This is a genomic window from Mycobacteroides sp. CBMA 271, from assembly GCF_009729205.1.
GTDB lineage: Bacteria > Actinomycetota > Actinomycetes > Mycobacteriales > Mycobacteriaceae > Mycobacterium.
Map to the genome: position 1 here is coordinate 630575 of NZ_VTHB01000002.1, position 21291 is coordinate 651865.

At 63.8% G+C, this 21291-nt stretch carries 20 protein-coding genes and 1 pseudogene; 10 read left to right on the plus strand and 11 right to left on the minus strand.

Going from position 1 to position 21291, the window contains the following annotated elements:
• Positions 1-4: 4 nt before the first annotated feature.
• The 3 genes from FZI91_RS08305 to FZI91_RS08315 all read right to left on the minus strand — a co-directional run bounded on the left by FZI91_RS08305 (position 5) and on the right by FZI91_RS08315 (position 5838).
• On the minus strand, positions 5-1273 hold the full coding sequence (locus FZI91_RS08305; RefSeq protein ID WP_155938396.1) for a lipase family protein: 1269 nt from the start codon (positions 1271-1273) through the stop codon (positions 5-7).
• A gap of 169 nt (positions 1274-1442) precedes the next feature.
• Positions 1443-5000, minus strand: coding sequence for a carboxylic acid reductase (gene car, locus FZI91_RS08310; protein WP_155938398.1), 3558 nt, complete (start codon positions 4998-5000; stop codon positions 1443-1445).
• A 181-nt stretch (positions 5001-5181) separates the two neighbouring features.
• Positions 5182-5838, minus strand: coding sequence for a class I SAM-dependent methyltransferase (locus FZI91_RS08315; protein WP_309224177.1), 657 nt, complete (start codon positions 5836-5838; stop codon positions 5182-5184).
• Between the two features lie 79 nt (positions 5839-5917).
• On the opposite strand from FZI91_RS08315, the gene FZI91_RS08320 reads away from it, so the two are divergent.
• The gene (locus FZI91_RS08320; RefSeq protein WP_162526532.1) at positions 5918-6628 is read left to right on the plus strand and encodes a metalloregulator ArsR/SmtB family transcription factor; all 711 of its coding nucleotides are present in this window, start codon (positions 5918-5920) and stop codon (positions 6626-6628) included.
• Positions 6625-7365 (plus strand): methanethiol S-methyltransferase, encoded by a 741-nt coding sequence (mddA, locus tag FZI91_RS08325; protein WP_155938400.1) that lies wholly within the window; start codon positions 6625-6627, stop codon positions 7363-7365. The genes FZI91_RS08320 and mddA overlap by 4 nt, the downstream gene beginning before the upstream one ends.
• A gap of 71 nt (positions 7366-7436) precedes the next feature.
• On the opposite strand, the gene FZI91_RS08330 is transcribed toward mddA, so the two are convergent.
• Positions 7437-8930, minus strand: a complete 1494-nt coding sequence (locus tag FZI91_RS08330; protein ID WP_162526533.1) for a potassium/proton antiporter — start codon at positions 8928-8930, stop codon at positions 7437-7439.
• 60 nt (positions 8931-8990) lie between these two features.
• Between FZI91_RS08330 and FZI91_RS08335 the strand changes: the two genes are divergently transcribed.
• Positions 8991-9653 carry a TrkA family potassium uptake protein gene (locus tag FZI91_RS08335; protein WP_155938627.1) on the plus strand — a complete coding sequence of 221 codons (663 nt, stop codon included), beginning with the start codon at positions 8991-8993 and terminating at the stop codon, positions 9651-9653.
• Positions 9654-9658: 5 nt separating this feature from the next.
• Here the strand turns inward: FZI91_RS08335 and FZI91_RS08340 are convergent, their stop codons facing one another.
• Positions 9659-9859 carry a three-helix bundle dimerization domain-containing protein gene (locus tag FZI91_RS08340; protein WP_155938402.1) on the minus strand — a complete coding sequence of 67 codons (201 nt, stop codon included), beginning with the start codon at positions 9857-9859 and terminating at the stop codon, positions 9659-9661.
• Positions 9860-10058: 199 nt separating this feature from the next.
• Here FZI91_RS08340 and FZI91_RS08345 point away from each other — a divergent pair, with 199 nt between their 5' ends.
• The 4 genes from FZI91_RS08345 to FZI91_RS08360 all read left to right on the plus strand — a co-directional run bounded on the left by FZI91_RS08345 (position 10059) and on the right by FZI91_RS08360 (position 13034).
• Complete coding sequence (locus FZI91_RS08345) at positions 10059-11489, plus strand: NAD(P)/FAD-dependent oxidoreductase (protein WP_155938404.1); 1431 nt, start codon at positions 10059-10061, stop codon at positions 11487-11489.
• Positions 11490-11492: 3 nt separating this feature from the next.
• Complete coding sequence (locus FZI91_RS08350) at positions 11493-12524, plus strand: amidohydrolase family protein (RefSeq protein ID WP_155938406.1); 1032 nt, start codon at positions 11493-11495, stop codon at positions 12522-12524.
• Between the two features lie 122 nt (positions 12525-12646).
• Positions 12647-12802 carry a DUF6131 family protein gene (locus FZI91_RS08355; RefSeq protein WP_155938408.1) on the plus strand — a complete coding sequence of 52 codons (156 nt, stop codon included), beginning with the start codon at positions 12647-12649 and terminating at the stop codon, positions 12800-12802.
• A 31-nt stretch (positions 12803-12833) separates the two neighbouring features.
• The gene (locus FZI91_RS08360; protein ID WP_155938410.1) at positions 12834-13034 is read left to right on the plus strand and encodes a hypothetical protein; all 201 of its coding nucleotides are present in this window, start codon (positions 12834-12836) and stop codon (positions 13032-13034) included.
• Positions 13035-13036: 2 nt separating this feature from the next.
• On the opposite strand, the gene FZI91_RS08365 is transcribed toward FZI91_RS08360, so the two are convergent.
• The gene (locus FZI91_RS08365; RefSeq protein ID WP_155938412.1) at positions 13037-13795 is read right to left on the minus strand and encodes a MerR family transcriptional regulator; all 759 of its coding nucleotides are present in this window, start codon (positions 13793-13795) and stop codon (positions 13037-13039) included.
• Positions 13796-13886: 91 nt separating this feature from the next.
• Between FZI91_RS08365 and FZI91_RS08370 the strand changes: the two genes are divergently transcribed.
• Both FZI91_RS08370 and FZI91_RS08375 read left to right on the plus strand, forming a co-directional pair.
• Positions 13887-15764, plus strand: coding sequence for a S9 family peptidase (locus tag FZI91_RS08370; RefSeq protein WP_155938414.1), 1878 nt, complete (start codon positions 13887-13889; stop codon positions 15762-15764).
• Positions 15761-16414 (plus strand): DUF3159 domain-containing protein, encoded by a 654-nt coding sequence (locus FZI91_RS08375; protein ID WP_162526534.1) that lies wholly within the window; start codon positions 15761-15763, stop codon positions 16412-16414. The genes FZI91_RS08370 and FZI91_RS08375 overlap by 4 nt, the downstream gene beginning before the upstream one ends.
• Here FZI91_RS08375 and FZI91_RS08380 read toward each other — a convergent pair.
• Positions 16335-16952, minus strand: a complete 618-nt coding sequence (locus FZI91_RS08380; protein WP_162526562.1) for a restriction endonuclease — start codon at positions 16950-16952, stop codon at positions 16335-16337. The two genes, FZI91_RS08375 and FZI91_RS08380, sit on opposite strands and share 80 nt — an antisense overlap.
• Before the next feature lie 74 nt (positions 16953-17026).
• A pseudogene (locus FZI91_RS08385) lies at positions 17027-18081 on the minus strand (bile acid:sodium symporter family protein).
• A 71-nt stretch (positions 18082-18152) separates the two neighbouring features.
• Here FZI91_RS08385 and FZI91_RS08390 point away from each other — a divergent pair.
• Positions 18153-19007 carry a LysR substrate-binding domain-containing protein gene (locus FZI91_RS08390; RefSeq protein ID WP_162526563.1) on the plus strand — a complete coding sequence of 285 codons (855 nt, stop codon included), beginning with the start codon at positions 18153-18155 and terminating at the stop codon, positions 19005-19007.
• A 9-nt stretch (positions 19008-19016) separates the two neighbouring features.
• On the opposite strand, the gene FZI91_RS08395 is transcribed toward FZI91_RS08390, so the two are convergent.
• From FZI91_RS08395 to FZI91_RS08405, 3 genes are all read right to left on the minus strand, one after another.
• Positions 19017-20039 (minus strand): TQO small subunit DoxD, encoded by a 1023-nt coding sequence (locus FZI91_RS08395; RefSeq protein ID WP_155938418.1) that lies wholly within the window; start codon positions 20037-20039, stop codon positions 19017-19019.
• 85 nt (positions 20040-20124) lie between these two features.
• Entirely contained in the window at positions 20125-20538 is a 414-nt protein-coding gene (locus FZI91_RS08400; protein WP_162526536.1) for a hypothetical protein, read from the minus strand.
• Between the two features lie 56 nt (positions 20539-20594).
• Entirely contained in the window at positions 20595-21215 is a 621-nt protein-coding gene (locus FZI91_RS08405; RefSeq protein ID WP_155938631.1) for a nuclear transport factor 2 family protein, read from the minus strand.
• Between the last annotated feature and the right edge of the window lie 76 nt (positions 21216-21291).

A 21291-nucleotide genomic window follows, 5' to 3' on the forward strand; every position in this document is an offset into this window, starting at 1 on the left:
ACCGCTAATCCCCTAGGGCACTTCGCATCCAACGCAGGACACTCGGCATCGCCCACCCGCCCGCTATCAGATGCTCACCCGGCACCGGCAGGTATTCCACCGCTGCCCCTTTGGCGCGCCAGTTCTCGGCAAGCTCAAGAACGCCCTCCTCGGGAATGAACTGGTCACCGAGGAATCGGTCCTTGGCGCCGTGGTACAGCAAGATAGGCATGGCGGGTGCAACATCGCCCGGCTTGTTCGCGGCAATCACATTCTGGGCGATCTCGGATTCGAAAGGCTCTGAAATGGAAGCCAACACATCGAGATCAATCCGAGCCAGCCCGGCGGCCGCGAGGGGCGGCTGGGGCAGATCCTTCGCGAGCGTCGTGACATAGAACGCGAAGTCCCCGAAGATTTCCACCATCTCCGGGTACTCCCGTGCCTGCCCGACGGTGGCGGCGGCAAAAAGTCCAGAACCAAAGGCTCCGTTCATGTTCCGGTACAGCAGTGCATAGTCCGTGGGCGTCCCACCGGCCGCTGCGCCCTTGAATCGCAACTCGGGAGCATAGGTGGGCTGCTCCTGGGCGGCCCACGCCGTCGCTATGGCTCCGCCGCTGTATCCATCCATGACCATGGGAGATTCGGCGAGGTCCGGACGGATCTCGCGCATTCCGCGTACCGAGTCCAGTACCGCATGCGCAGCCATGACACCCGCCGAGTACGACATCCGGGGGCCCTCGTGGTCGGGAAGGAGCACCGCGTAATTCCGTGCCAGCAGCAGGGGCAGGAAGGGCGGCACGTCGATGAACACGCCCCGTCCGATCCGGTATGACGGCGCCGACTTGAGACCCAGCGAGTTAATCGGCTGATTGCGCACTACAACTGGGCGAGGACCGCTGCCCTTCCAGGCACCGCGGGGAACAAGCAGCGACGCCGTGACGGGAACGGCATTTCCTGCGGTATCGGTGGAGCGCACCATCAACCGCTGTATCGTCACCCCAGGAATCGGAATGCGCGGCTGCACAAACTGTTTCCGAACGATCTCGCCGTTGCCATAGTCGGTGAGATCGCCCGGATCGGAGTAGAAGCCCGGCCCTGGGATGGGTGTCGGAAGAATTGCGGCATGCCGATCGGCGCGCTGCGCGTCGGTCAGTCTGCTTGCTGCCCAACTGTTTAGCCTGCGTACCACTGCCGAGCTGCGCAAGCTCACCGCCGAGCCGGCGATCCCTGCGATCGCAGTGCCCACGCCAGCCAAAGCGGCTCCGCCTATAGCGGAGTATGGCTTCGTTGCCATACGACACCTCCTGAGTCCCGCACAGCGTAGACCATGCACTCCCACAACAGATGTAGTAGGAATGTCTCGATCACGCCGCGTGTTCCGGCAGGGTGTCGGCTGCTAGCCTGGCGCGGATTTCGGGTCGAATTTCCGCGCCAGGCCCGCATTCGATCTGTGCACGAATCGGCTAGATCAGGCCCAGCAGGCTGATGTCGGCCGCGTATTTGAGGATCAGCTCCTTGGCGACGTGTGGGATTTCGCCCCCGCCGCCGACCTCCGCTTCTCGCACCGCTCCGCTGAACTCGGCGGTCGGCAACGCCGATCCGTCGATGGCCAGCTGCGGCTTCTCGTACATCTTCAGCAGCGGCAGCACGGACTGCTGGCGCTGCTGCTCGGGCAGGCTCTTGAGCGCCGTCTCGAACCGGGATAGCCACTGCGCGTAGTCATCGATCCGCACGATCTTGTACCCGGCCTCGATCAACCAGTCCACGAAGGTGTCCAGGGAGACACCGTCGTGATGCGGATTGAACACATCGAAGCTGCGGTAGCCATCCACCACCCCCACCCCACCGATTGCGGTGATGGACGCAGCTGTGAAATCGCCTGGCACACCGTCATAGTGGGCCCGCTGGCGGTTTCCATCGGCGTCCAGTTCGTAGAAGCTCTTGGGTGCGACGCCGGTGAGCAACAGGCTCTGGATGGTCCGGGTGAACACATCGGTGACGTTGAGCTGACCGTGATACCGGCTGTGCGCCAAGATCATGTCCGAGCGGAACACCCGCACCGGCAGCCCGGCCAGGTCATGGGCCTCGCGCAGCAGCACCTCGCCCGCCCACTTGGAGTTGCCGTATCCATTGGCGTAGCCATCGTTGATCTCGCGTACCGCCGACATCACGCGGACATCGGAGTCCTCCTCGAACTGCGTCACCGGAATCTGGTCGGCGATGCCGACAGTCGACAGGTAGGTGACCGGCTTGAGCCGCTCGGAGAGCGCCAGCTTGATGATCTCGGCGGTGCCTGCCACGTTCGGCCCGAACAGCTGGCTGTAGGGCAGCACGTGGTTGACCAACGCACCGGAGTGCACGATCAGATCCACGTCTGTGGCGAGCTTGCGCCAAACATCCTGCGTCAGACCAAGATCTGCGTCACCGAAGTCGCCGGCGATCACCTCGAGGCCCTTATCTGCCAGCCCGCGGTAGTGCGCCAACAGCTCGGGGTCACCCGATTCGTACACCGCGTCCAACCGGGCACGCGCGGCCTGCACGTCAGTGCCCCGGATGAGCGCGTACACCTTGCCGCCCGTGGGTGCCAGCCGCTCAAGCCAGTCGAGCACCAGCCAGCGCCCGAGCCAGCCGTTGCCACCGGTTACCAGCACGGTCTTGACGTCGCTAGCCGGTGGCGCAATGTCCTTGGCCGCCTTCAACAACGACTCATCGAGGAACTTGTCCAGCGTCAGCTCCGCCGCGTTGATGACGGTGGCATCCTTGCCGTGCACCGAAGTGAACGTCGGCTGCATGGCGTCACCGGCTTGCTGTGCCTCGATATGCCGGGCAATCGCCGCGAGATCGTTGGCGACGCTGTTGATGACGCCGACCGGGACCTCGACGTCGAAGATGTCGTGCAGCAGTTCGGAGTACGACAGCGCCGATAGCGAGTCGCCACCCAGGTCAATGAACCGCACATCCGGTGCAATGTCCGAGATCGACGCGCCCAACAGGGCCGCCGCAGCGTCGGTCACCGTGTCCAGGACGGGACGATCGGCCGCATCGCGAGCCAGCTGGCGCAACCGCTGGTTCTGGCCTTCCGCCAGTTCGGCATACAGCGCCTCCAGCCGTTCGCCGTAGTGTTCCTTCAGCTTGGGACGCAGCAGCTTGCGCGCGTCAGACAGCAGGCCGGACTCGACCGTAAACACCTCTGTTTCGACGATGAAATCCCGGGGGATCTCGTAGGACTGCAGCTCGGCGTCCTTGGCGACCTGCTGCAGGGAGTCATGAATCAGCGGCTTGAGCGCATCCGGCGAATCCGTGTAGCGCTCAAGGGCTTCCGGAGTGGGCACGACGACCGCCAGCAGGAACGAACGCTCGCTGTTGCCGTATACGAAGATCTGCCGCACCAGCGGGCTGCCCGTGTAGGCGGCCTCCAGCTTGGACACCGCAACGAACTCACCCTGCGCCAGCTTGAGCACGTTCTTCACGCGGTCCAGGTACTTGAGGTGATCCGGTCCCAGCTCGGCCACCACGTCGCCGGTCTTGTAGTAGCCGTCCTCGTCGAAGACCTCGGCGGTGGTTTCCGCGCGCTTGTAGTAGCCCGGGAACATGGTTTCTGACTTCAGCCGCAGCTCACCCCGAGGATGCGGGGAATCCGTGGTGAAGTAACCGAGTTCGGGAACGTCGACCAACTTGTAGTCCGTGACGGGCGGGCGTTGCAGGACGCCGTCGCGCCACACCCCGCCAGCCTCAGTAGAGCCATAGCCGTCGTGCAGCGGAACCAGCATGAGCGACTCCATGAACTGGTTCATCTCGGGAGACAGCGGCGCCGAACCGGATCCGGCGCTGAGCACACGTCCGCCGAAGTCCTCCTCACGGATCCGTACCTTGATCCGCTCCGCCAGCTCCGGATCGCTCTCTCCGGGGGCAAGTGAGCGATCCAACTCGGCCTGGTAGCGCTGGAAGACCATCTCCACGATGCGTGGCACGAACAGCACCTCGGAGGGACGGATGAGTGCGATGTCCTCGAAGAACGTCGACAGGTCACTAGAGGCGATGTAGAACGCCGTACCGCCACCGGACAGCGTGCCCATCAGGGTGAGCCGGCCCGCCAGGTGACTCATCGGCATGAAGTTGAGGCCGACGGACGGAATCACCTCTTCGGTCAGCCACTTCTTCTGCCACAGGTTGGCCAGCAGCCACTGCGGGTACATCGCCCCCTTGGGGGTGCCGGTGCTGCCCGAGGTGTAGATGAGCAGACGCAGCGCGTCGGGATCGGAGCTGGGCAGCGGAGCGGGCGCAAGCCCGCGGCCCCGCGCGATGGCCTCGCCGAGTGGATCGACCACTATCGTTCGGCCGGCCTCCTCGAGTCGGGTGCGGGCAGCGCGCAACGCCTCGCGGTGGCTGTCCACCTCCGGGTGGTAGTCGAAGACCGACAGCAGCCGGATAGACGGCGACGCCAGGATGGACTCCAGCGCGGCATCGAGGTACTCGACGCTGGCCGCGAAGACCGCCGGCTGCGTCTCCTCCAGAATGGCGTTGCGCTGGGGAACCGAGGCGCCGGTCTGCAGCGGCACCGACACCGTCCCGAGGCGAATGCCGGCGACATCGAGCGCCGCGAAGTCGGTGCTGGTGAAGCCGAGCTGGGCGACGAAGTCGCCGTCACGGATCCCCTGCTCGTGCCAGGCGGCCGCGATGGCCGCTGCTCGATCCCATAGCTCACGATAGGAGACGGTCGAGTACTCAGGCTTCAACGCAAGGGCGGTCGCGCCGTTGTCGTCGGTCACCAACTCGGTGACGCGCTGACCGAGTGCCGCGCGGTCCCCATAACCCTCCAGGAGCCCGCGGACCACCTCAACGAGCGGCAGGCCGGGCTGGTTGATGGCTTCGGTGACGGCCGCGTCAGGGAACAGCGCCTGCAGCTGCGGGTCGTTGGCCACGACCTGCGCGATGCGCCGTTCGAGCGCCTTTTGTTCTTGTTCAGCGAGCACCACGACATCAGGTGTTGTTGCAGCGGGGGTGGAAAGTGTCTGTGTCATGCCTAGTACCTCGGGATACATATAGATGGTGGGTGAGGGCGACGGTGTCCAAAGGGAAAAACTACATACCTAAGCTAACTATTCCCTGTGGGGCCCAAACGGCCGCCTCCCACGGAGTGGACATTCTTGCTGGATGCGGCCCGTAATCACGACCATGGCTGCCATCTCAGGGTGAGCAGGATCACCCCCATTTCGTCGCGGTAATCCGCCACAGACGCCGCGGCAGATCGCCCTCCTCGAACGCGTACACCTCGTCGAGCGTCCATCCCTCCGCTAGTTCGTCGACGAGTTCGCGGGAAAAGAAGTGCACCGCGAAACCCCCATGCTCAAAGATGTCGTCGCCCCGAGGTACGCCGGATCCGAAGTGCGCATCACCGGTGTGACGAACGGTGTAAACGAGCCTTCCGCCCGGCCGCAGCACTCGGTGGATCTCGCCCACAATGCCGTGAATCTCCCTCGTGGAGAAGGCCATACACAACGCCATGTGCGCGAAGACCGCATCGAAGGATTCGTCCTCCATCGGCAAGGGCTCCCGCAAGTCATGCATTGCCACCGAGAGGTTCGCGGTGACACCTTGCGCCTCGGCGGATTCCCGGATCTGTTCGATGGCGACCTCGCTGAAATCGGTGGCGACTACGGAGCAGCCCTCCCGAGCGAAGTAGAGCGCGTCTCGGCCGTGACCGGCCGCCAGCTCGAGTACGCGGCGTGCGCCGGCCGCCCCGAACAACCGCACCGCATACACCGCCGGCGCCGATGGCCGGGCTCCATACATATCCGGATGCAGTTGATAGGTGCCATCCCAGTGCGCGCGCTGCACCGCTCCCAAATCTGCATTCACGCGTGGCCCCTTTCATGCAATCTACCTCGTAATTCAATTACTCTATTGAATACTAGATCAATGGATCTATAGTGAGCCGGTGACCGTTGCACCGGAGACCAAACGTGACTTCAAAGATGGGCTCTACGGGGAGTTCGCACGGATCGGCAAGGCCCTCTCAAGCGGGCCCCGCCTAGAGATTCTCGACCTGCTGGCCCAGAGTGAGCGGACCGTCGAATCGCTCGCCACCGAGGCCGCCCTCTCTATCGCAAACGCCTCCCGCCACCTCCAAGTACTGCGCCAAGCGCAGCTCGTGACCGCCGAACGCGATGGGACCTTTGTCCGCTACCGACTGTCCGGCCCAGAGGTCACCGGCCTCGTCCTGGCGCTCCGGCGCACCGCCGAGCAGCACCTGGCCGAGGTGGATCGAGTAGTACGTGACTTCCTCGGGGATCGCGACAGCCTCGAACCCGTGCCCCCTGATGAGCTGATGCGCCGCATGACTGCAGGCGAGGTCGTCGTGCTCGATGTACGGCCCGCCCAGGAATACGCGGCAGGCCATATCGCCGGGGCGGTGTCCGTGCCCATCGACCAGCTCCACGAACGTCTCGCTGGACTTCCACACGACAAGCACTACATCGCCTATTGCCGCGGGCCCTACTGCGTCTACGCCGACGAAGCGGTCGACACCCTGCAAGCCAAAGGCATTCGCGCACAACGTCTTACCGAAGGCTACCCCGAGTGGTGGATGTCGGGCCGCCCTGTGAACTCCATGAATCAGCACAAAGCCGCATCAAGGAGGCCAGCATGAAGCGCATGTTGATCGTCGGATACGGAGGCCTCTCGTACCTCACATTCCTCGCGGCATTTCTCTATTCGATTGGATTCGTGGGGAACTTCGTCGTACCGCGCACCGTCGACGGCGGCATCGCGGCGTCGACGGCCGAAGCCATCGTGGTCAACATCGTGCTGCTCACACTGTTCGCCGTGCCGCACAGCGTGATGGCCCGCCCCGGCTTCAAGGTCTGGTGGACTCGACTGGTTCCCGACACGATCGAGCGCAGCACGTATGTGTTGGTGTCGAGTCTTCTTCTAGTCCTGTTGTTTTGGCAGTGGAGGACCCTGCCCGCACCGATCTGGGAGGTTGACTGGGCACCCGGACGGATCGCCCTGTACGCCCTTTTCTGGCTTGGGTGGGCGCTCGTGCTCGCATCGACCTTCATGATCAACCATTTCGACCTGTTCGGACTGCGTCAGGTCCATCTCGCGTGGCAGGCAAAGCCCTACAGCCACGTGGAGTTCCGCGTGACCATGCTGTATCGACTGGTACGACATCCCCTGATGTTGGGGTTCATCGTGGCGTTCTGGGCGACACCCTCGATGTCGGCGGGGCACCTTCTATTCGCAGCGGCAACAACGGCATACATCGTGGTGGCCCTTCAGTTCGAAGAACGTGATCTGCGTGAGGTATTGGGCGAGCCGTATCGCGAGTACAGACAGAAGGTCCCCATGCTTGTCCCCGGCCTGCGGCCCCGGAAGCCGTCGTAGACTCAGCGCCCCAACGCGTGTGGAGCTCTCCGTCCGACTCGGCGCGCGAAATCATGCTCGCGCACTGAGAATCAGACTTCACCGTATTCATCGAACCAGTACGCGAGCTTGCCGCGCCGGCTCACCGCACGCAGCCGCGACTCCGTCAACGCCCGAGTCTTGCTGGTGGTGACGATCATCAGCTCATCGTCCGATTCGATCCGGGTGTCGGGCAGCGGGACGAAGGTGTTGCCCTGCCTGATGATCAGGGTGACGACGGCCGGATCCGGAAGCCGCAGCTCCAGGATGGTCACGTTGCGCAACCGCGATGCCGGCTGCACCTTCATGGTGAGCAGCTCGGCATCGAGCACATCCAAAGGTGCTGCCTCGACCTGGATTTCGCGGGTCGCCTCTCTGGTGATCAGGCCCAGCAGGTGCGCGACGGGCCTCAGGCTCGGACCCTGCACCAGGGTGAAGACCACCACCAGGACGAACACGATGTTGAGCAGCCGGTAACTGTCGGGCACTCCCTCCACGATGGGGAAGGTCGCCAGCACCACCGGAACGGCGCCACGCAGACCGGCCCAGGAGAGGAACGCCTGCTCACGCCAGGGGAGGCGAAACCCGGCAAGGGAGCCCACCACCGACAGTGGCCGCGCCACCAGCAGCAGCACCAGGCCGATGACGATCGCCGGAACGATGTCCTGCACCAGCTCGGTCGGGTTCACCAGCAGGCCAAGCAATACGAACAGGCCGATCTGTGCCAGCCAACCCAGACCCTCGGCGAACGATCGGGTGGCCGATCGGTGCGGCAGACCCGAGTTGGCCAGCACCACTGCGGCCAGATAGGCAGCTATGAAGCCACTGGCGTGCACAGCCCCCGAGGCGGCGAACGCCACCAGGCCCAGGCCGAACGTCGCGATCGGGTACAGCCCCGAGGCGGGCAGGGCCACGCGGCGCAGCGCCATCGCCCCGAGGAAACCGGCACCTAGGCCTATCGCCGAACCGGCCAGCAGCTCGTAGACGATCTGCAGCACCGCGCTCTTGGGCTCGAACACGAAGGGCAGCACGCTGAACATCAGGACCAAGATCACCGCGGGTGCGTCGTTGAAACCGGACTCGGCCTCCAACAGGCCAGCGACCCTGCGCGGCAGCGGCAGCACCCGCAACACCGAGAACACCGCGGCGGCATCGGTGGAAGACACGATGGCACCGAGCAGCAAGGCCAGCTGCCAGTCCATGCGCAACAGCACATGCGCACCGACCGCGGTGACCAAGGTGCTGATCACGACGCCGACCGTCGCCATCGCGCCGGCGGGCGCGAGCACCTTGCGGATATCGGAGAACCGGGTGGTCAAACCGCCCTCGACGAGGATTACCGCGAGCGCCGCGGTGCACACGTTCCGGGCCAATTCCACGTTGTCGAATTCCAGCCCGAGCCCGTCCTCACCGAGGACGACTCCGACCAGGAGAAAGAACAAGAGGCTGGGGAACCCAATGCGCGTGGCTACGCGCGTGCCGACGATGCTGGCGAGCAGCACAAGCCCGCCGATGAGCAAGGCCAAGTACAGCTGGTGCAGGCTCACTTCGTTCCCGTCGGTCGACTCCGGTTAATAGGGCACGATAGCGGGGTGGCGGAACGGAAGATGCGCGTCGCGATTGCCGGCGCCGGCAAGGTCGGTCGTTCCGTCGCGCGCGAGCTGCTTGATTATGGGCATAAGGTCCTGCTGATCGAACACGAGCGCAGCAACTTCGAACCGGAGACGGTGCCCGGAGCGGACTGGCTCAATGCCGATGCCTGCGAGTTGGACACCTTGGAAGAGGCGGGCATTCAGACTTGTGACGTCGTGGTCGCCGCCACGGGAGACGACAAGGCCAACCTCGTCGTCGGCCTGCTGGCCAAGTCGGAATTCGGTGTGCCCCGGGTTGTCGCCCGTATCAACGACATCCGCAATCAGTGGCTGTTCGGACAGGCGTGGGGCGTGGATGTCGCGGTCTCCACGCCCGGGGCCATGGTCGCGAGTATTGAGGGCGCGATCGACATCGGGCACCTGGTGCGCCTCATGGGGCTGCGCGAGGGCCGCGCCGATCTGACCAAACTCACACTGCCCGAAGATAATCCACTCGTGGGACAGCGCGTGGAGGAACTGGCACTACCACCTAACACCGCACTCGTGACGGTACTTCGGGGTGCGACGGTGGTGCTGCCCACACCTGAGGATGTCCTGGAGGCTGGTGACGAGATGCTGTTCATCGCCAACAGCTCCGCAGAACCCGCGATTCGCGCCGCGATCCACGGGTCCCGATAGATCCGCTAGACGCCGAGCAGTGCCAATTCCTCGCGTGCGCGCCGCTCGACCAGCAGCGGAACGTAGTCACGCAGCGGACGCCCGTCGAAGCGGGAATGTTCGGCACGTACCACCGCTTCCACGACGTCGCGGGTCAGTCCCGGATGTCGGACTTGTAGTTGATCTACAAGATTTCCGATTCCTGCCTGCTCGCTAAGTACCGCCACGGGGACAAAATTTGCACGATGTTTGCAGTTTCGTCAACTGAGGAAATCGGGGCGATATGGCGCCAGCCAAGAATCGGTCCCTCGGTTTGTAGACTGTGTTGACCGAGACGACGGAGGTGGGCAACGCGGTGCTGGACGCTGGTAATTCATTGATTTACTGCGTCTTTCATGACGCACACGTGAAACCCACGGCAGCACGATGAGCACTGCGACGGTTGTGGGCAGCGGGCCCAACGGGCTCGCTGCAGCAATCACCCTCGCGCGTGCAGGGATATCGGTCACTGTGTTGGAGGCCACTGATCAGCCCGGCGGCGGCTGCCGTTCCTCGGAAATGCTTGTTCCCGGACTCATCCATGATCACTGCGCCGCCGCACACCCGATGGCCATTGGATCATCCTTCCTGACGAGTCTGGACCTGGACGGTCATGACGTGCGCTGGCTGCTCCCCGCGATCGATTGCGCACATCCGCTCGATGACGGCACAGCTGGCGTGTTGTACCGGTCTGTGGCAACCACGGCTGCGGGAATGGGCAGCGACGGTGACCGTTGGCGCATGCTGTTCGGTTATCCCTCACAGCATTTCGACACCCTGTCCGAGGACATCACGGCGCCGTTGTTGCGCATACCTGGCCACCCGATCCAGCTGGCGCGATTCGGTTTACCCGCGGCGTTACCCGCCTCGACGGTCGCCCGGCTATTCAGCACGGAATCTGCCCGTGCGCTGTATGGCGGGGTCGCCGCACACGCATTCCGGCCATTGCATTTCCCGATGACCGCGGCGGTGGGTCTAGGGATCATGACGGCCGGTCACAGGCACGGCTGGCCCGTCGTCTCGGGTGGCACCGGCTCCCTGGTGACGGCGATGGTCGCAACTCTCGTCGGCCTGGGCGGCACGGTCGAGACAGGGGTCCGCGTCGCACACGCCGCTGCACTGCCCCGCTCCGATCTGACGTTGTTCGATCTCGAACCAGGCGCCGTCGCGGACATTCTCGGAGAACGGCTGCCTAAACGGGTCATTCGCGCGTTCAGGAAGTTCCGGCACGGCCCCGGAGCTTTCAAAGTTGACTTCGCCATCCAGGGCGGGGTGCCCTGGACCAACCCCGATGCCCATCGCGCGGGCACCGTGCACCTCGGGGGAAACTACGCCGAGGTGGCCGCTGCCGAACGGCAGATCCACGCAGGTGCCATGCCGGAGCGACCGTTCGTCCTCGTGGGACAGCAGTACCTAGCCGATCCGCAACGCTCCGTCGGAGACATCCATCCACTCTGGACATACGCACATGTGCCGTTCGGATACAGCGGGGACGCCACCGAGGCGATCATCGGGCAGATCGAGCGATTCGCTCCCGGGTTCCGTGAACGCATCGTCGGCACGGCCGTGCGGTCCACCACCGACATGTCGGTTTACAACGCCAACTACGTCGGGGGTGACATCATGACCGGCGCCAAGGACATCCGGCAGCTGGTGTTCGGCCCACGGGTCGCGTTGTCGCCGTACGGCCTCGGCGTGCCGGGCATGTACATCTGCTCTGCGGCCACTCCCCCTGGCCCGGGTGCGCACGGAATGTGCGGTGTGCACGCCGCGAATGCGGCGCTTGCGGGCGCCAGCATATCGAGGACCAAGGAGTGAACCATGTTGCGAATCGACACCCACCATCACGCCGTTCCCGCTGACTACCGTGAGCACTTGCGCACCAAGGGCATCGACGAGGCCGGCGGTCGCGCGTTGCCCGAGTGGAGCCCCGAGGCATCTCTGGAAACTATGGCCGAGCTCCACATCGGCACCGCCATTTTGTCGGTGTCGACTCCAGGGACGACATTCCTGCCCAACCCGGCCGACGCCGCTGCACTGGCTCGTAATCTCAACGACCAGCTGGCCGGGGTGGTCGCCGCACACCCCGGCCGTTTCGGGTTCTTCGCCACCATCCCGCTGCCGCACGTGCAGCACGCTGTATCGGAAACCGTTCATGCACTTGATGATCTACGTGCCGATGGGGTGGTTTTACTAGCCAACAGTGCCGGTACGTACCTGGGCGAGAGCGGCCAGGACGAGCTGTTCGCGGCGCTCGACGCGCGTTCGGCAGTGGTGTTCATCCATCCGGCGGACCTGCCCGGCCCACCGGTTCCGGGGGTATTGCCGTTCGCGGCAGATTTCCTCCTCGACACCACTCGTGCGGCATACCTTCTGGTGCGCAATGGAATACGCCAAAAGTATCCGAACATCAATTTTGTTCTGAGCCATGCCGGTGGCTTCGTTCCCTATGCATCGCATCGGATGGCGACCGCCATCTTCAGCGATACCGGGCGTAGCCCAGCCGACGTTCTCGACGACTTCGCGGGTTTCTACTTCGATACCGCGCTGTCTTCCAGCGCGGCGGCGCTGCCGTCGCTGTTGGCCTTCGCGAAGCCAGGACACATCACCTTTGGTTCGGATTGGCCCTTCGCGCCGGTGGCCGCCGGAAAGCTTTTCGCCGCCGGGCTGGAGACCTACCCTGGCCTCGATCAACAAGCCCGCGACGACATCGACCGCAACAATGCACTCCGCCTCTTTCCTCGACTGGGTCAGGCACCTCAGGGTGCTGCCGGGTCTCCCGCGCAACGACTGCGTCATTCCGCGGGCCGCGTCGTGATGCGCGGCGCGGCGCGGCTGATCAGCGGGCGCTGACGCATCCTCCTGTTGGTGGGCAATCCTCGAATTCCTCGCGTCCCAGCGTCGCCAAGCGTACTGTTGACACTGTAAACAAGCGCAGCACGCGTGACTACCAGCACTGAAACTAGGTGGGCACCATGATTTTGCTTGGAGCAATTCTTCTCCTCGCCGGATTTCTGCTCAATATCGGATTGCTGTGGACCATCGGACTCGTACTTCTCGTCATCGGCCTGGTCCTGATGGTCGCGGGCAAGATGGGACACGCTGTCGGCGGTCGCCGCCACTACTACTGACCTCGCCCGCAGGCACGGCAAGGAGGACACCATGCGTTATGCAGGACTGCTATTGGTCGTGTGGCTGATTATCGGGGCTATCGCCGTCGCGCAGCGTGGGTACTTCACCGACAGCCCCCAAACCTGTGCGAGTGCGGGAACCATAGCGCTGACCGTCATCGCCGGGCCGCTCAACTACGCCGGTCTTAATCCGACGGTCACCCACTGCGAGATCCCCCAACCCAGCCCGTGACGTCAACGGGTATCGGCGCGCACCGCCGCGCCCACTCTCACTAGAACATCGAGCTGGGCCGGGTTGAACATGTCCAAGAGCGCTTGGCCCACAGTACGTTCGGCGAACTGCTGGCCGCGAGGTGCATCGGCGGTCGAGGTCAGCATTCCGGGGTGATCGGCGTATAGCCTTCGTGCCTGTGCCGCCATCCGATCCGCAAGTTCTGCCCGTGCCTGCTCATCGGCATCAACAGACAGTCCCTCGAATTGGCGGTCGAGGCTACGGTCCTGCTGGTCCTGGAACATCGCGATAAATGCCTTGAGCCCGGATGGGCCGAGCACCCGTGACATGACATACGCCAGTGCTCGGTCGGTATCGGATAGGTCCATATCGGCTGCGGCAGAGGCAAACTCGAGTGGAAGATCGGTCACTGTCTCGCTGGACAGTATCTGCCCGATTTCTGCACGGATCCGCCGGAGGCGCTCGATGGTGGCGGCCAGCTCCGTGTCGATGGCCCGCAGTGCCTCTTGAGGGTTCTCGTTGGCCTCATCCATCTCGGCAATCTGCTGCAGGGAAAGGCCCAGTCCAGCAAGTCGTTTGATCTGCAGGACCCGAACCAGGTGCGCGACACCATAGCTTTTGTACCCGTTGGAACGGCGTACGGGCTCATCGAGCAGTCCAATATCGTGATAGTGGCGCACCGTGCGCAGACTCGTACCGGCAAGCTCGGCGAGCTCCCGCGTGCTCCAGCCCACCGTCACACCTCTCTGATCCGCTGACATATCCGCCACTTGACACCATGCCGCTACGGCATGGTCAATGGTGACCTGCTCCATTTGACTATGCCCCAACGGCATGGTCTTTCCTGGGCCTATGGCCCTTCCAGAACTGATCACCGTCGAGGAATTCTTTGATCCGCCAGTGCGTGCGAGTGCGTCGATCTCGCCGGACGGAACCAGGATCGCGTACCTGGCGCCGCGGAAGAACCGTCTCAACATCTGGGTGCAAGAGATCGATAGAGACGACCCGGCCGACGCACGCTGCGTCACCTACGACGAAACCCGAAGCGTCACAGGCTTTTTCTGGGCCGATGATCCGCGCTGGCTGCTCTATGTACAGGATTCCGGCGGCGACGAGAACTGGCACTTGTACCGGGTGGACCTGGACGATCCCGACGCAGCGCCTGTCGATCTGACGCCGTATCCGGGTGTGCGACTGCTGGGCATCGAGCGCCCGCACGGACGCCCCGGCAAGGCATTCATCCAGCTGAACCATCGCAAGATCGACGAAATCGACCTCTACGAACTCGATATCGCCACCGGCGAACTGACCATGCTGGCCGAGAATCCCGGCGGCGTCATCGCCTGGTTTTGCAGCCCGGATCACCGGGTGTTCACGCAGACGCTCACACCCGAAGGAGACGTCGAATTTTCTCGCTTCGAATCCGGGACGTTGCAGACGCTCGCGACCTACGCGGGCGCGGACTACCCGGTGGGCATGAATCCCACCCAGATGACGCCGGATGGAAGCGGGCTGTGGATCGGCTCCCATCGCGATACCGATCGCAGCCGGCTGGTGCGGCTCGATCTGACCACCGGGGAGGAGACAGTGGTCGACAGCCATCCGACCTTCGACGTCGCGGCGGCGCTGGGTCTGGCGCCCGCGCTGATCCGCCATCGCAAGACGGGCGAACTGCTCGCCGTCCGATACCTGGGTGAACGGCAGGAGATCCACGTCCTGGATTCGGATTTCGCCCCGATCTTGGACGCACTGACGGCGCTGTCCGATGGAGACCTGTCGGAAGTTTCGTCCGACGAGGACGGACGGCGCTGGGTGGTCAGCTTCGCGCACGATCGCGATCCCGGTGTCACGTATCTCTACGATCACGCCACGGGCGAGAGCCGCCAATTGTTCCGCCCGTACCCGCATCTAGATCCGGCAGCGCTCGCCCCCATGACGCCAGTGACCATCACCTCTCGCGACGGGCTGAGCTTGCATTCGTATCTGACGCTGCCCGTCGGGATCGAGCCCGCGGGACTGCCGCTGGTGCTGGTGGTCCACGGCGGTCCGTGGCACCGCGACAGCTGGGGCTTCGATCCGTCGGTACAGTTTCTGGCCAACCGCGGATACGCGGTGTTGCAGGTGAACTTTCGTGGATCCACCGGCTACGGAAAGGCCTTCACCAAGGCCGCCATCGGGGAATTCGCGGGCAAAATGCATGACGATCTGATCGACTCCGTCGATTGGGCGGTCAAGCAGGGCTACGCGGATCCGAGCCGCGTCGCAATCTTCGGCGGCTCCTACGGCGGATACTCCGCCCTGGTCGGGGTGACCTTCACCCCCGACGTCTTCGCCGCCGCCATCGACTACGTGGGAATCTCGAATCTCGCAAACTTCATGCGGACCCTGCCGCCGTTTGTCCGGCCACACCTGTCCGCCAATTGGTACCTCTATGTCGGCGATCCGGCGGATCCGGCACAGGAAGCCGACATGCTGGCTCGCTCACCCATCAGCCGGGTCGACCAGATCCGCACACCGTTGCTAGTTGTGCAGGGCGCCAACGATGTACGAGTCGTGCAGGCCGAATCCGACAACATCGTGGCGGCGCTGCGGGCCCGCGGCGTCGAGGTCGAATACATCGTCAAGGAGGACGAGGGCCACGGATTCCTCAACCCGGAGAACCAGATCGATCTGTTCCACGCGACGGAACGCTTCCTGGCTCGACACCTGGCCGGACGGCTGGTGTTGTGACCGAAGCCGTGGAAGACGAACGCGGGCCCACCCCACTCGAACAAGCAGGTGGGGTGCCCGGCCTCATCTATGCCGGCCTGCCGAGCGTGGCGTTCGCATTAGGCAACAGCGCCTTCGGGCTGTCCGGTGCGATCTGGATAGCGGTGGCCACCGGTGCGGCGATCGCCGCATGGAGATGGTTACGTAACCAGCCCCTGCAGCCCGCGATCTCCGGTCTGTTCGGGGTCGCGATCTCGGCGTTTGTCGCCTACCAGATCGGGTCGGCCAAGGGCTTCTTCCTGACTGGTATTTGGATGAACCTTGTTGCCGCGCTGCTCTTCACCGCATCGGTGTTGGCGGGCTGGCCGCTTGCGGGTGTGATCTGGCATGGACTGACCGGTGCCGGACGAGGCTGGCATGAGGACCCGCCCTCACGATTCGCCTTCACGCTGGCAACGCTGGCCATGGCGAGCGTCTTCGGGTCCAGATTCGCCGTGCAGGAGTGGTTGTATACCCAGGATTCGGTCGGCTGGCTGGCCGTGGCACGTATCGCGATGGGCTACCCGCTCTTCGGCGCGGCACTACTGGTTGTCATCTGGGCGGTGCGCCGTTCGAAGAGGCGAGCTTCTCACTCTGGTTCAGCCAGCGCGGTAGCCGATCACGTCCGATGAGCTCACACCCGCTGGTCGCGGCCAGCACCTGGGCCTGACGGGTGAAGTCCTGGTTGCTGACCACCATCGCGCGGGTACAGCCATAGTGCCGGGCGCCCGCGACGGCCTCTTGAACCGCTCTGACTCCCACCGTTTTTGAGTAACGCTTGCACTGCACGGCAACGACATCGCGGCGGCTGGTAGCGACGAGGTCGACACCATAGTCACTGGATGCCGGGGTAGTCTCGATATGCCACCCGGCTCCGAGCATGCGGGCAGCGACAAACGTCTCGAAGTCCACACCGGACATCTCGTCGATCTCGGCAAGTCCGGATAGCGTTGTGTACCTCTGCAGTTGAGCTTCGTATTGACGTCGAGCGAGGGTGTCACCGAGTCCGCGCAGGCCCCAACCTACTCCGCGGATTACCGCATAAACGGCATACGGCGACGCCAAATAGGCGACCTGTGCCAGCGCGGCAAGCAGTGCGTCACCGGTGTTTCGGTAGACGACGACTGCTGGCCAGATGGCCAACGCGACGACCGGCCCGGCCAGCACCACGACGAGAATTGTGACGAGTGCGCGCGATAGCCGACGACGTGCACGAACCGCCTTCCGCCTCCACCTCCGCAGGATCACATGCGAACTCTAAAGCAGGCCACAGACATCCAGAACGTCGCGCCGACTACCGCCGCGCGACTACCAGGGCCTCCGCGGCTTCGGCGGTCATGGCCGCTCGTCCCCACCGCCCGGCGAGTGCGGCGCAGGTGATCAGCTGAATCTGGTGGAAGATCATCAACGGCAGCACGATCAGCCCCACCGGATGCCCGGCGAACAACACCGTGGCCATGGGCAATCCGGTCGCCAGGCTTTTCTTGGACCCGCAGAAGATCACCACGATGCGATCGGCCCTGTCGAACCGGAACAGCCGCGCGACTCCCGCCGTGACACCGAGCACCACTGCCAGCAGCACGACACTGACCGCCACCACCGCCAACAGCCGGGAGAGCTGTAAACCTTGCCAGACGTGCTCGACCATCCCCGCGCTGAACGCCGCGTACACCACCAGGTAGACCGAACCCCGGTCGACGACCTTGGTGAGTGTCGTATGCGAAAGCAACCGATACAGCTTGGGCCGCAACAATTGTCCGGCCACGAAGGGCACCAGCAGCTGCACCACGATCTCCAGGATGGCGGTGGGTGACACCGTCGCCTCCCCCGTGGTCTGCATGAGCAGCATCACCAGCACGGGAGTCATGAAGACGCCCAACATATTCGACAGCGACGCGCTGACCACCGCGGCAGCGACATTCCCGCGGGCGATGGAGGTGAAGGCGATCGAGGACTGCACGGTCGATGGCAGCAGGCACAGATAGAGCAGCCCGACGTAGAGGTCGGCGGTGAGTACCGACGGCACGAGCAGCCTCATGGCCAGCCCGAGGAGCGGGAACAACACGTAGGTGACGGCCAGCACCGTGGTGTGCAGCCGCCAGTGGCGTAGACCTTCCAGCGCCTCGCGCGGCTCGAGCCGTGTTCCGTAAAGGAAGAACAGCACTCCGATAGCGATCTTGGTGGCCCAGCCGAAGAGGTCGGCGGCACCGCCGCGCGCGGGAAGCAGCACGCCGATGGCCATGGCCGCGAACAACCCCAGCAGAAATCCGTCGATGCGGAGTTTGGCCAGCCAGGTCACCACGCCACCGTAAAGGCGCCGACATTGATTATGAAAGCCGATAGAAGTGATATCTCTGAACGAGTACTGTGATTTGTATGCTGGATCCCGAGCTGCTGCGGACGTTTCTGACCGTTGAGCGCGCCGGCGGATTCACCGCGGCGGGGCGCATCCTCGGGCTGCGTCAATCGACGGTGAGCGGGCACATCGCGCGGCTGGAGCAGGCAGCCGGGCGGGAACTGTTCCGCCGCGATACCCGCAATCTGGCGCTGACCGCCGACGGTGCCGCCATGGTCGGCTTCGCCCGTTCCATCCTCGACGCCCACGCCCACGCGGATCGCTACTTCGCGAGTTCAGAACTGACGGGTCTCATCCGGCTCGGCGCCTCCGATGACGTGGTGGCTCGCGAGCTGCCGGATGTCCTTGTCGAGTTTCAGAACTCGCATCCGGGCGTGGACCTCGAACTCATCGTCGGTCTCAGCGAATACCTCAAAACCCGCATGACCGCAGGCGAACTAGACCTCATGGTGGCCAAGCGGCTGCCCGGCGAAAAGCATGGCGAGATGCTCTGGCGGGACCGGCTGGTGTGGGCGGGGCGACCCGGTACGCAGGAGGTGCGCGATCCCGTGCCGATCGTCACCTATCCTCCGCCGAGCCTGACCCGGCATGCGGCGCTGCGTGCGCTGGAACGCGAGGGTCGCACCTGGCGTATCGCCTGCGTCAGCGATAGTCAGTTGGGACTGCGCGCGGCGGCGCTGGCGGGGATGGGCGTGGTGGCGCACGCCGAATCACTGTTGCCCGCAGGGCTTGCCACGGTCACCGACGAGAGCCTGCCGGACCTGGGCGAGCTGGAGTTCGTGCTGCTGCGCCGCCGCAGCGTGCTGTCGGAGCCCGAGCAGGCGCTGTGCGACGCAATCATCGCGAGCACCCATCGGCTGCATCGGTGAACTCCAGCGCTACGTGATAGGGCTGGACCAGGTGGCGCCGCTGATATCGGTGAGCACCACCGTGTACATTCGCCCCGGCGCGATATGTACACGTTTCGTATCCATCACTACCTGTGCTTTGGCACCGAGCGGTACGACGAGGCTGTGCTCTCCCGGTTTCACCTTGGCCACATAGTGATTGGTGATGTTCTGGGCGGGGAGAGAACTAAGCTCCTCTCCGTTCACCCTCAGCACCGGCTTCTGTGTATCGGTGTCGACAATGTCGACACCGATCAAGAAGGAGCCATAAACGTCGACCCCTTCCGTTCGATAGACCGTGAACTGAAGGGCTCCGCTGGTCAACGACGCATCAGACACTTCGATGCGGGGCGCGATCGACTTGTTGTGCAGCGGCCCGTACACACCGCCGTGAAAGTACTGATTGGTGAACAGCGTCAGAGCCATCGCGGCAGCGGAACCGACGAGTACGAATGGGGTCCCGATCCGCACCGACCCGGATGCCAGCCGCGCGAACCACCGTGATCTTGCGAACGAAAAACCCCTGGCCGCAAGGAGACGATCCAGCGAGTACCTGCCGCCACCGGTCAAGAACAGCATGAACCCGCTGGCCACTCCCAGGATGCCGATCTGCCATTCATCCAGGCAGGTGGTGCCGAGCCAGCCCGATCCCAGCAGAATTCCCGATGCCAGGGCCAGCACGCCAATGCTCATCAACCGGGTGCACAGTCCGAGCATCACGCAGAGTCCCACCACGGCTTCGACGACGGTGAAGGTGATCATCGCCCACTTGAGTAGGTCAGGGTGGGTGAGCAAGTACCCGATGATCGGTTTGATACCTAGTGCATTCGGCAGAAAGTGGTTGAACTTCTCCCCGATATAGCCGGCAACATCAGGATCCAGCTTGTTCTCCAGGGCCACTCGCCTCCAGAAGGCGGAGAAATAGGTCCAGCCGATCACCAGGCGGACCGGAAGGGCAATAAGCCCTGCCTCATCGGGGATTTCGAACAGACTTCTCTTGACATAGCTCTTCATGCTCACGTTCCTCTAGCTCGATTTCGGGGCCGATATGTCGGCACGGATGACGCACATGTGTGCGACGCGAATCGAAAAGGAACTCTCAGCGTCGGCTGACGCAGAGGATGTGCAGAAGGGCGCGGCCACTGATGACCGTATCGATACGACGGGGCGGTGCGCGTTCGGTGCTCCAGACAGAAACACGCTGGGAGACTGCGGGCACAGCCGTCAGGACGAGCTCACCCCACGTTGACCACGAGAAGACTGCCAAGTGGTGCGCAACCGAGGAGTCCGCGGCCGTGCACGAACCATGACGAGTCGCCGCGGGTGCGGCCTCGGTGAACGTGCCGCTGTCGCGCGACGTTGACAGTCCAGGCTGTGATGACAACGTCGGGGTCAGGACTTGAATCGCTCGGGGGCAGTGCACCAGGGCCAGCGATACCAACAGCCCGACAAGCAGGAGCGCCATCGCGCGATTTCGCACATGAATTACGTGGCGCGGCAACGGCATTGTCACGCCATCACCGCAATCCGCACGAGTGCGATGCTAGCAGTGCGGAGTTGCGCCGCTCCTCACCGTGTCGTGAGGAGGGTGAGTGCGCGGAAGGCCGGCACCACGAGACCTGCCGCGCGTAGCCCGATCTTCTGCAGCGCCGGCTTCTTGGCCAACGGCCCCAGCCCGGCGAGCTGCAGCACCCCGTACAGCATGTCCCAGTCGGTGTCGATGTGACTGATCTTGAAATCATCGGTCAGCGTGTACCGGTCTATGCCAATAAAGTTCAGACAGCGGCCGGTTCCCTTGAGTTTGGCTCCAGTGTTCGGCTCGATGGTCTCGCCGATCATTCGACCGACGCCCCGCCACGGAATGGTCACGCGCCATTGACCCTCGAAGTAGTCCCAGTACGGCAGTGATCGAATCTCGCCATCTTGCGGGTAGAACGCGAAGTCGGGGAACACGTCGAACGCGGACTGACAGTTGTCGATGGTGAACTGGCGTCCGAGCCGGTTCTCCTGGAAGGTCGTGCTGTCGATGTAGCTGCACTCGTCGGCCAGGCAGTAATCGATCTTCTTGATGTCCTGTTCGGCCCAGGCATCGAACCATTCCTGCGCGAACTCGGTTCGCCCCTCTGCAGGCAGGCCGCGCTCGATGTCGTTGGTCTCCTGCTGTTTGACCCGCTTCCAGAACTCGGGCATAAATGCCTGGTACTTCGCGTGCTCGGGCGACGGTCCCAGGTCCTTCAGTGTGCGCATTCTTGTTCTTCTTTCTGTT

Excerpts from the sequence above, each read along its gene's own strand:
- FZI91_RS08355 (WP_155938408.1), top strand. The coding sequence starts at position 12,647 with ATGATTTTGCTTGGAGCAATTCTTCTCCTCGCCGGATTTCTGCTCAAT.
- FZI91_RS08350 (WP_155938406.1), top strand. The coding sequence starts at position 11,493 with ATGTTGCGAATCGACACCCACCATCACGCCGTTCCCGCTGACTACCGT.
- FZI91_RS08335 (WP_155938627.1), top strand. The coding sequence starts at position 8,991 with ATGCGCGTCGCGATTGCCGGCGCCGGCAAGGTCGGTCGTTCCGTCGCG.
- FZI91_RS08370 (WP_155938414.1), top strand. The coding sequence starts at position 13,887 with ATGGCCCTTCCAGAACTGATCACCGTCGAGGAATTCTTTGATCCGCCA.
- mddA (WP_155938400.1), top strand. The coding sequence starts at position 6,625 with ATGAAGCGCATGTTGATCGTCGGATACGGAGGCCTCTCGTACCTCACA.
- FZI91_RS08345 (WP_155938404.1), top strand. The coding sequence starts at position 10,059 with ATGAGCACTGCGACGGTTGTGGGCAGCGGGCCCAACGGGCTCGCTGCA.
- FZI91_RS08305 (WP_155938396.1), bottom strand. The coding sequence starts at position 1,273 with ATGGCAACGAAGCCATACTCCGCTATAGGCGGAGCCGCTTTGGCTGGC.
- FZI91_RS08365 (WP_155938412.1), bottom strand. The coding sequence starts at position 13,795 with ATGTCAGCGGATCAGAGAGGTGTGACGGTGGGCTGGAGCACGCGGGAG.
- FZI91_RS08395 (WP_155938418.1), bottom strand. The coding sequence starts at position 20,039 with ATGAAGAGCTATGTCAAGAGAAGTCTGTTCGAAATCCCCGATGAGGCA.
- FZI91_RS08360 (WP_155938410.1), top strand. The coding sequence starts at position 12,834 with ATGCGTTATGCAGGACTGCTATTGGTCGTGTGGCTGATTATCGGGGCT.
- FZI91_RS08405 (WP_155938631.1), bottom strand. The coding sequence starts at position 21,215 with ATGCCCGAGTTCTGGAAGCGGGTCAAACAGCAGGAGACCAACGACATC.
- car (WP_155938398.1), bottom strand. The coding sequence starts at position 5,000 with ATGACACAGACACTTTCCACCCCCGCTGCAACAACACCTGATGTCGTG.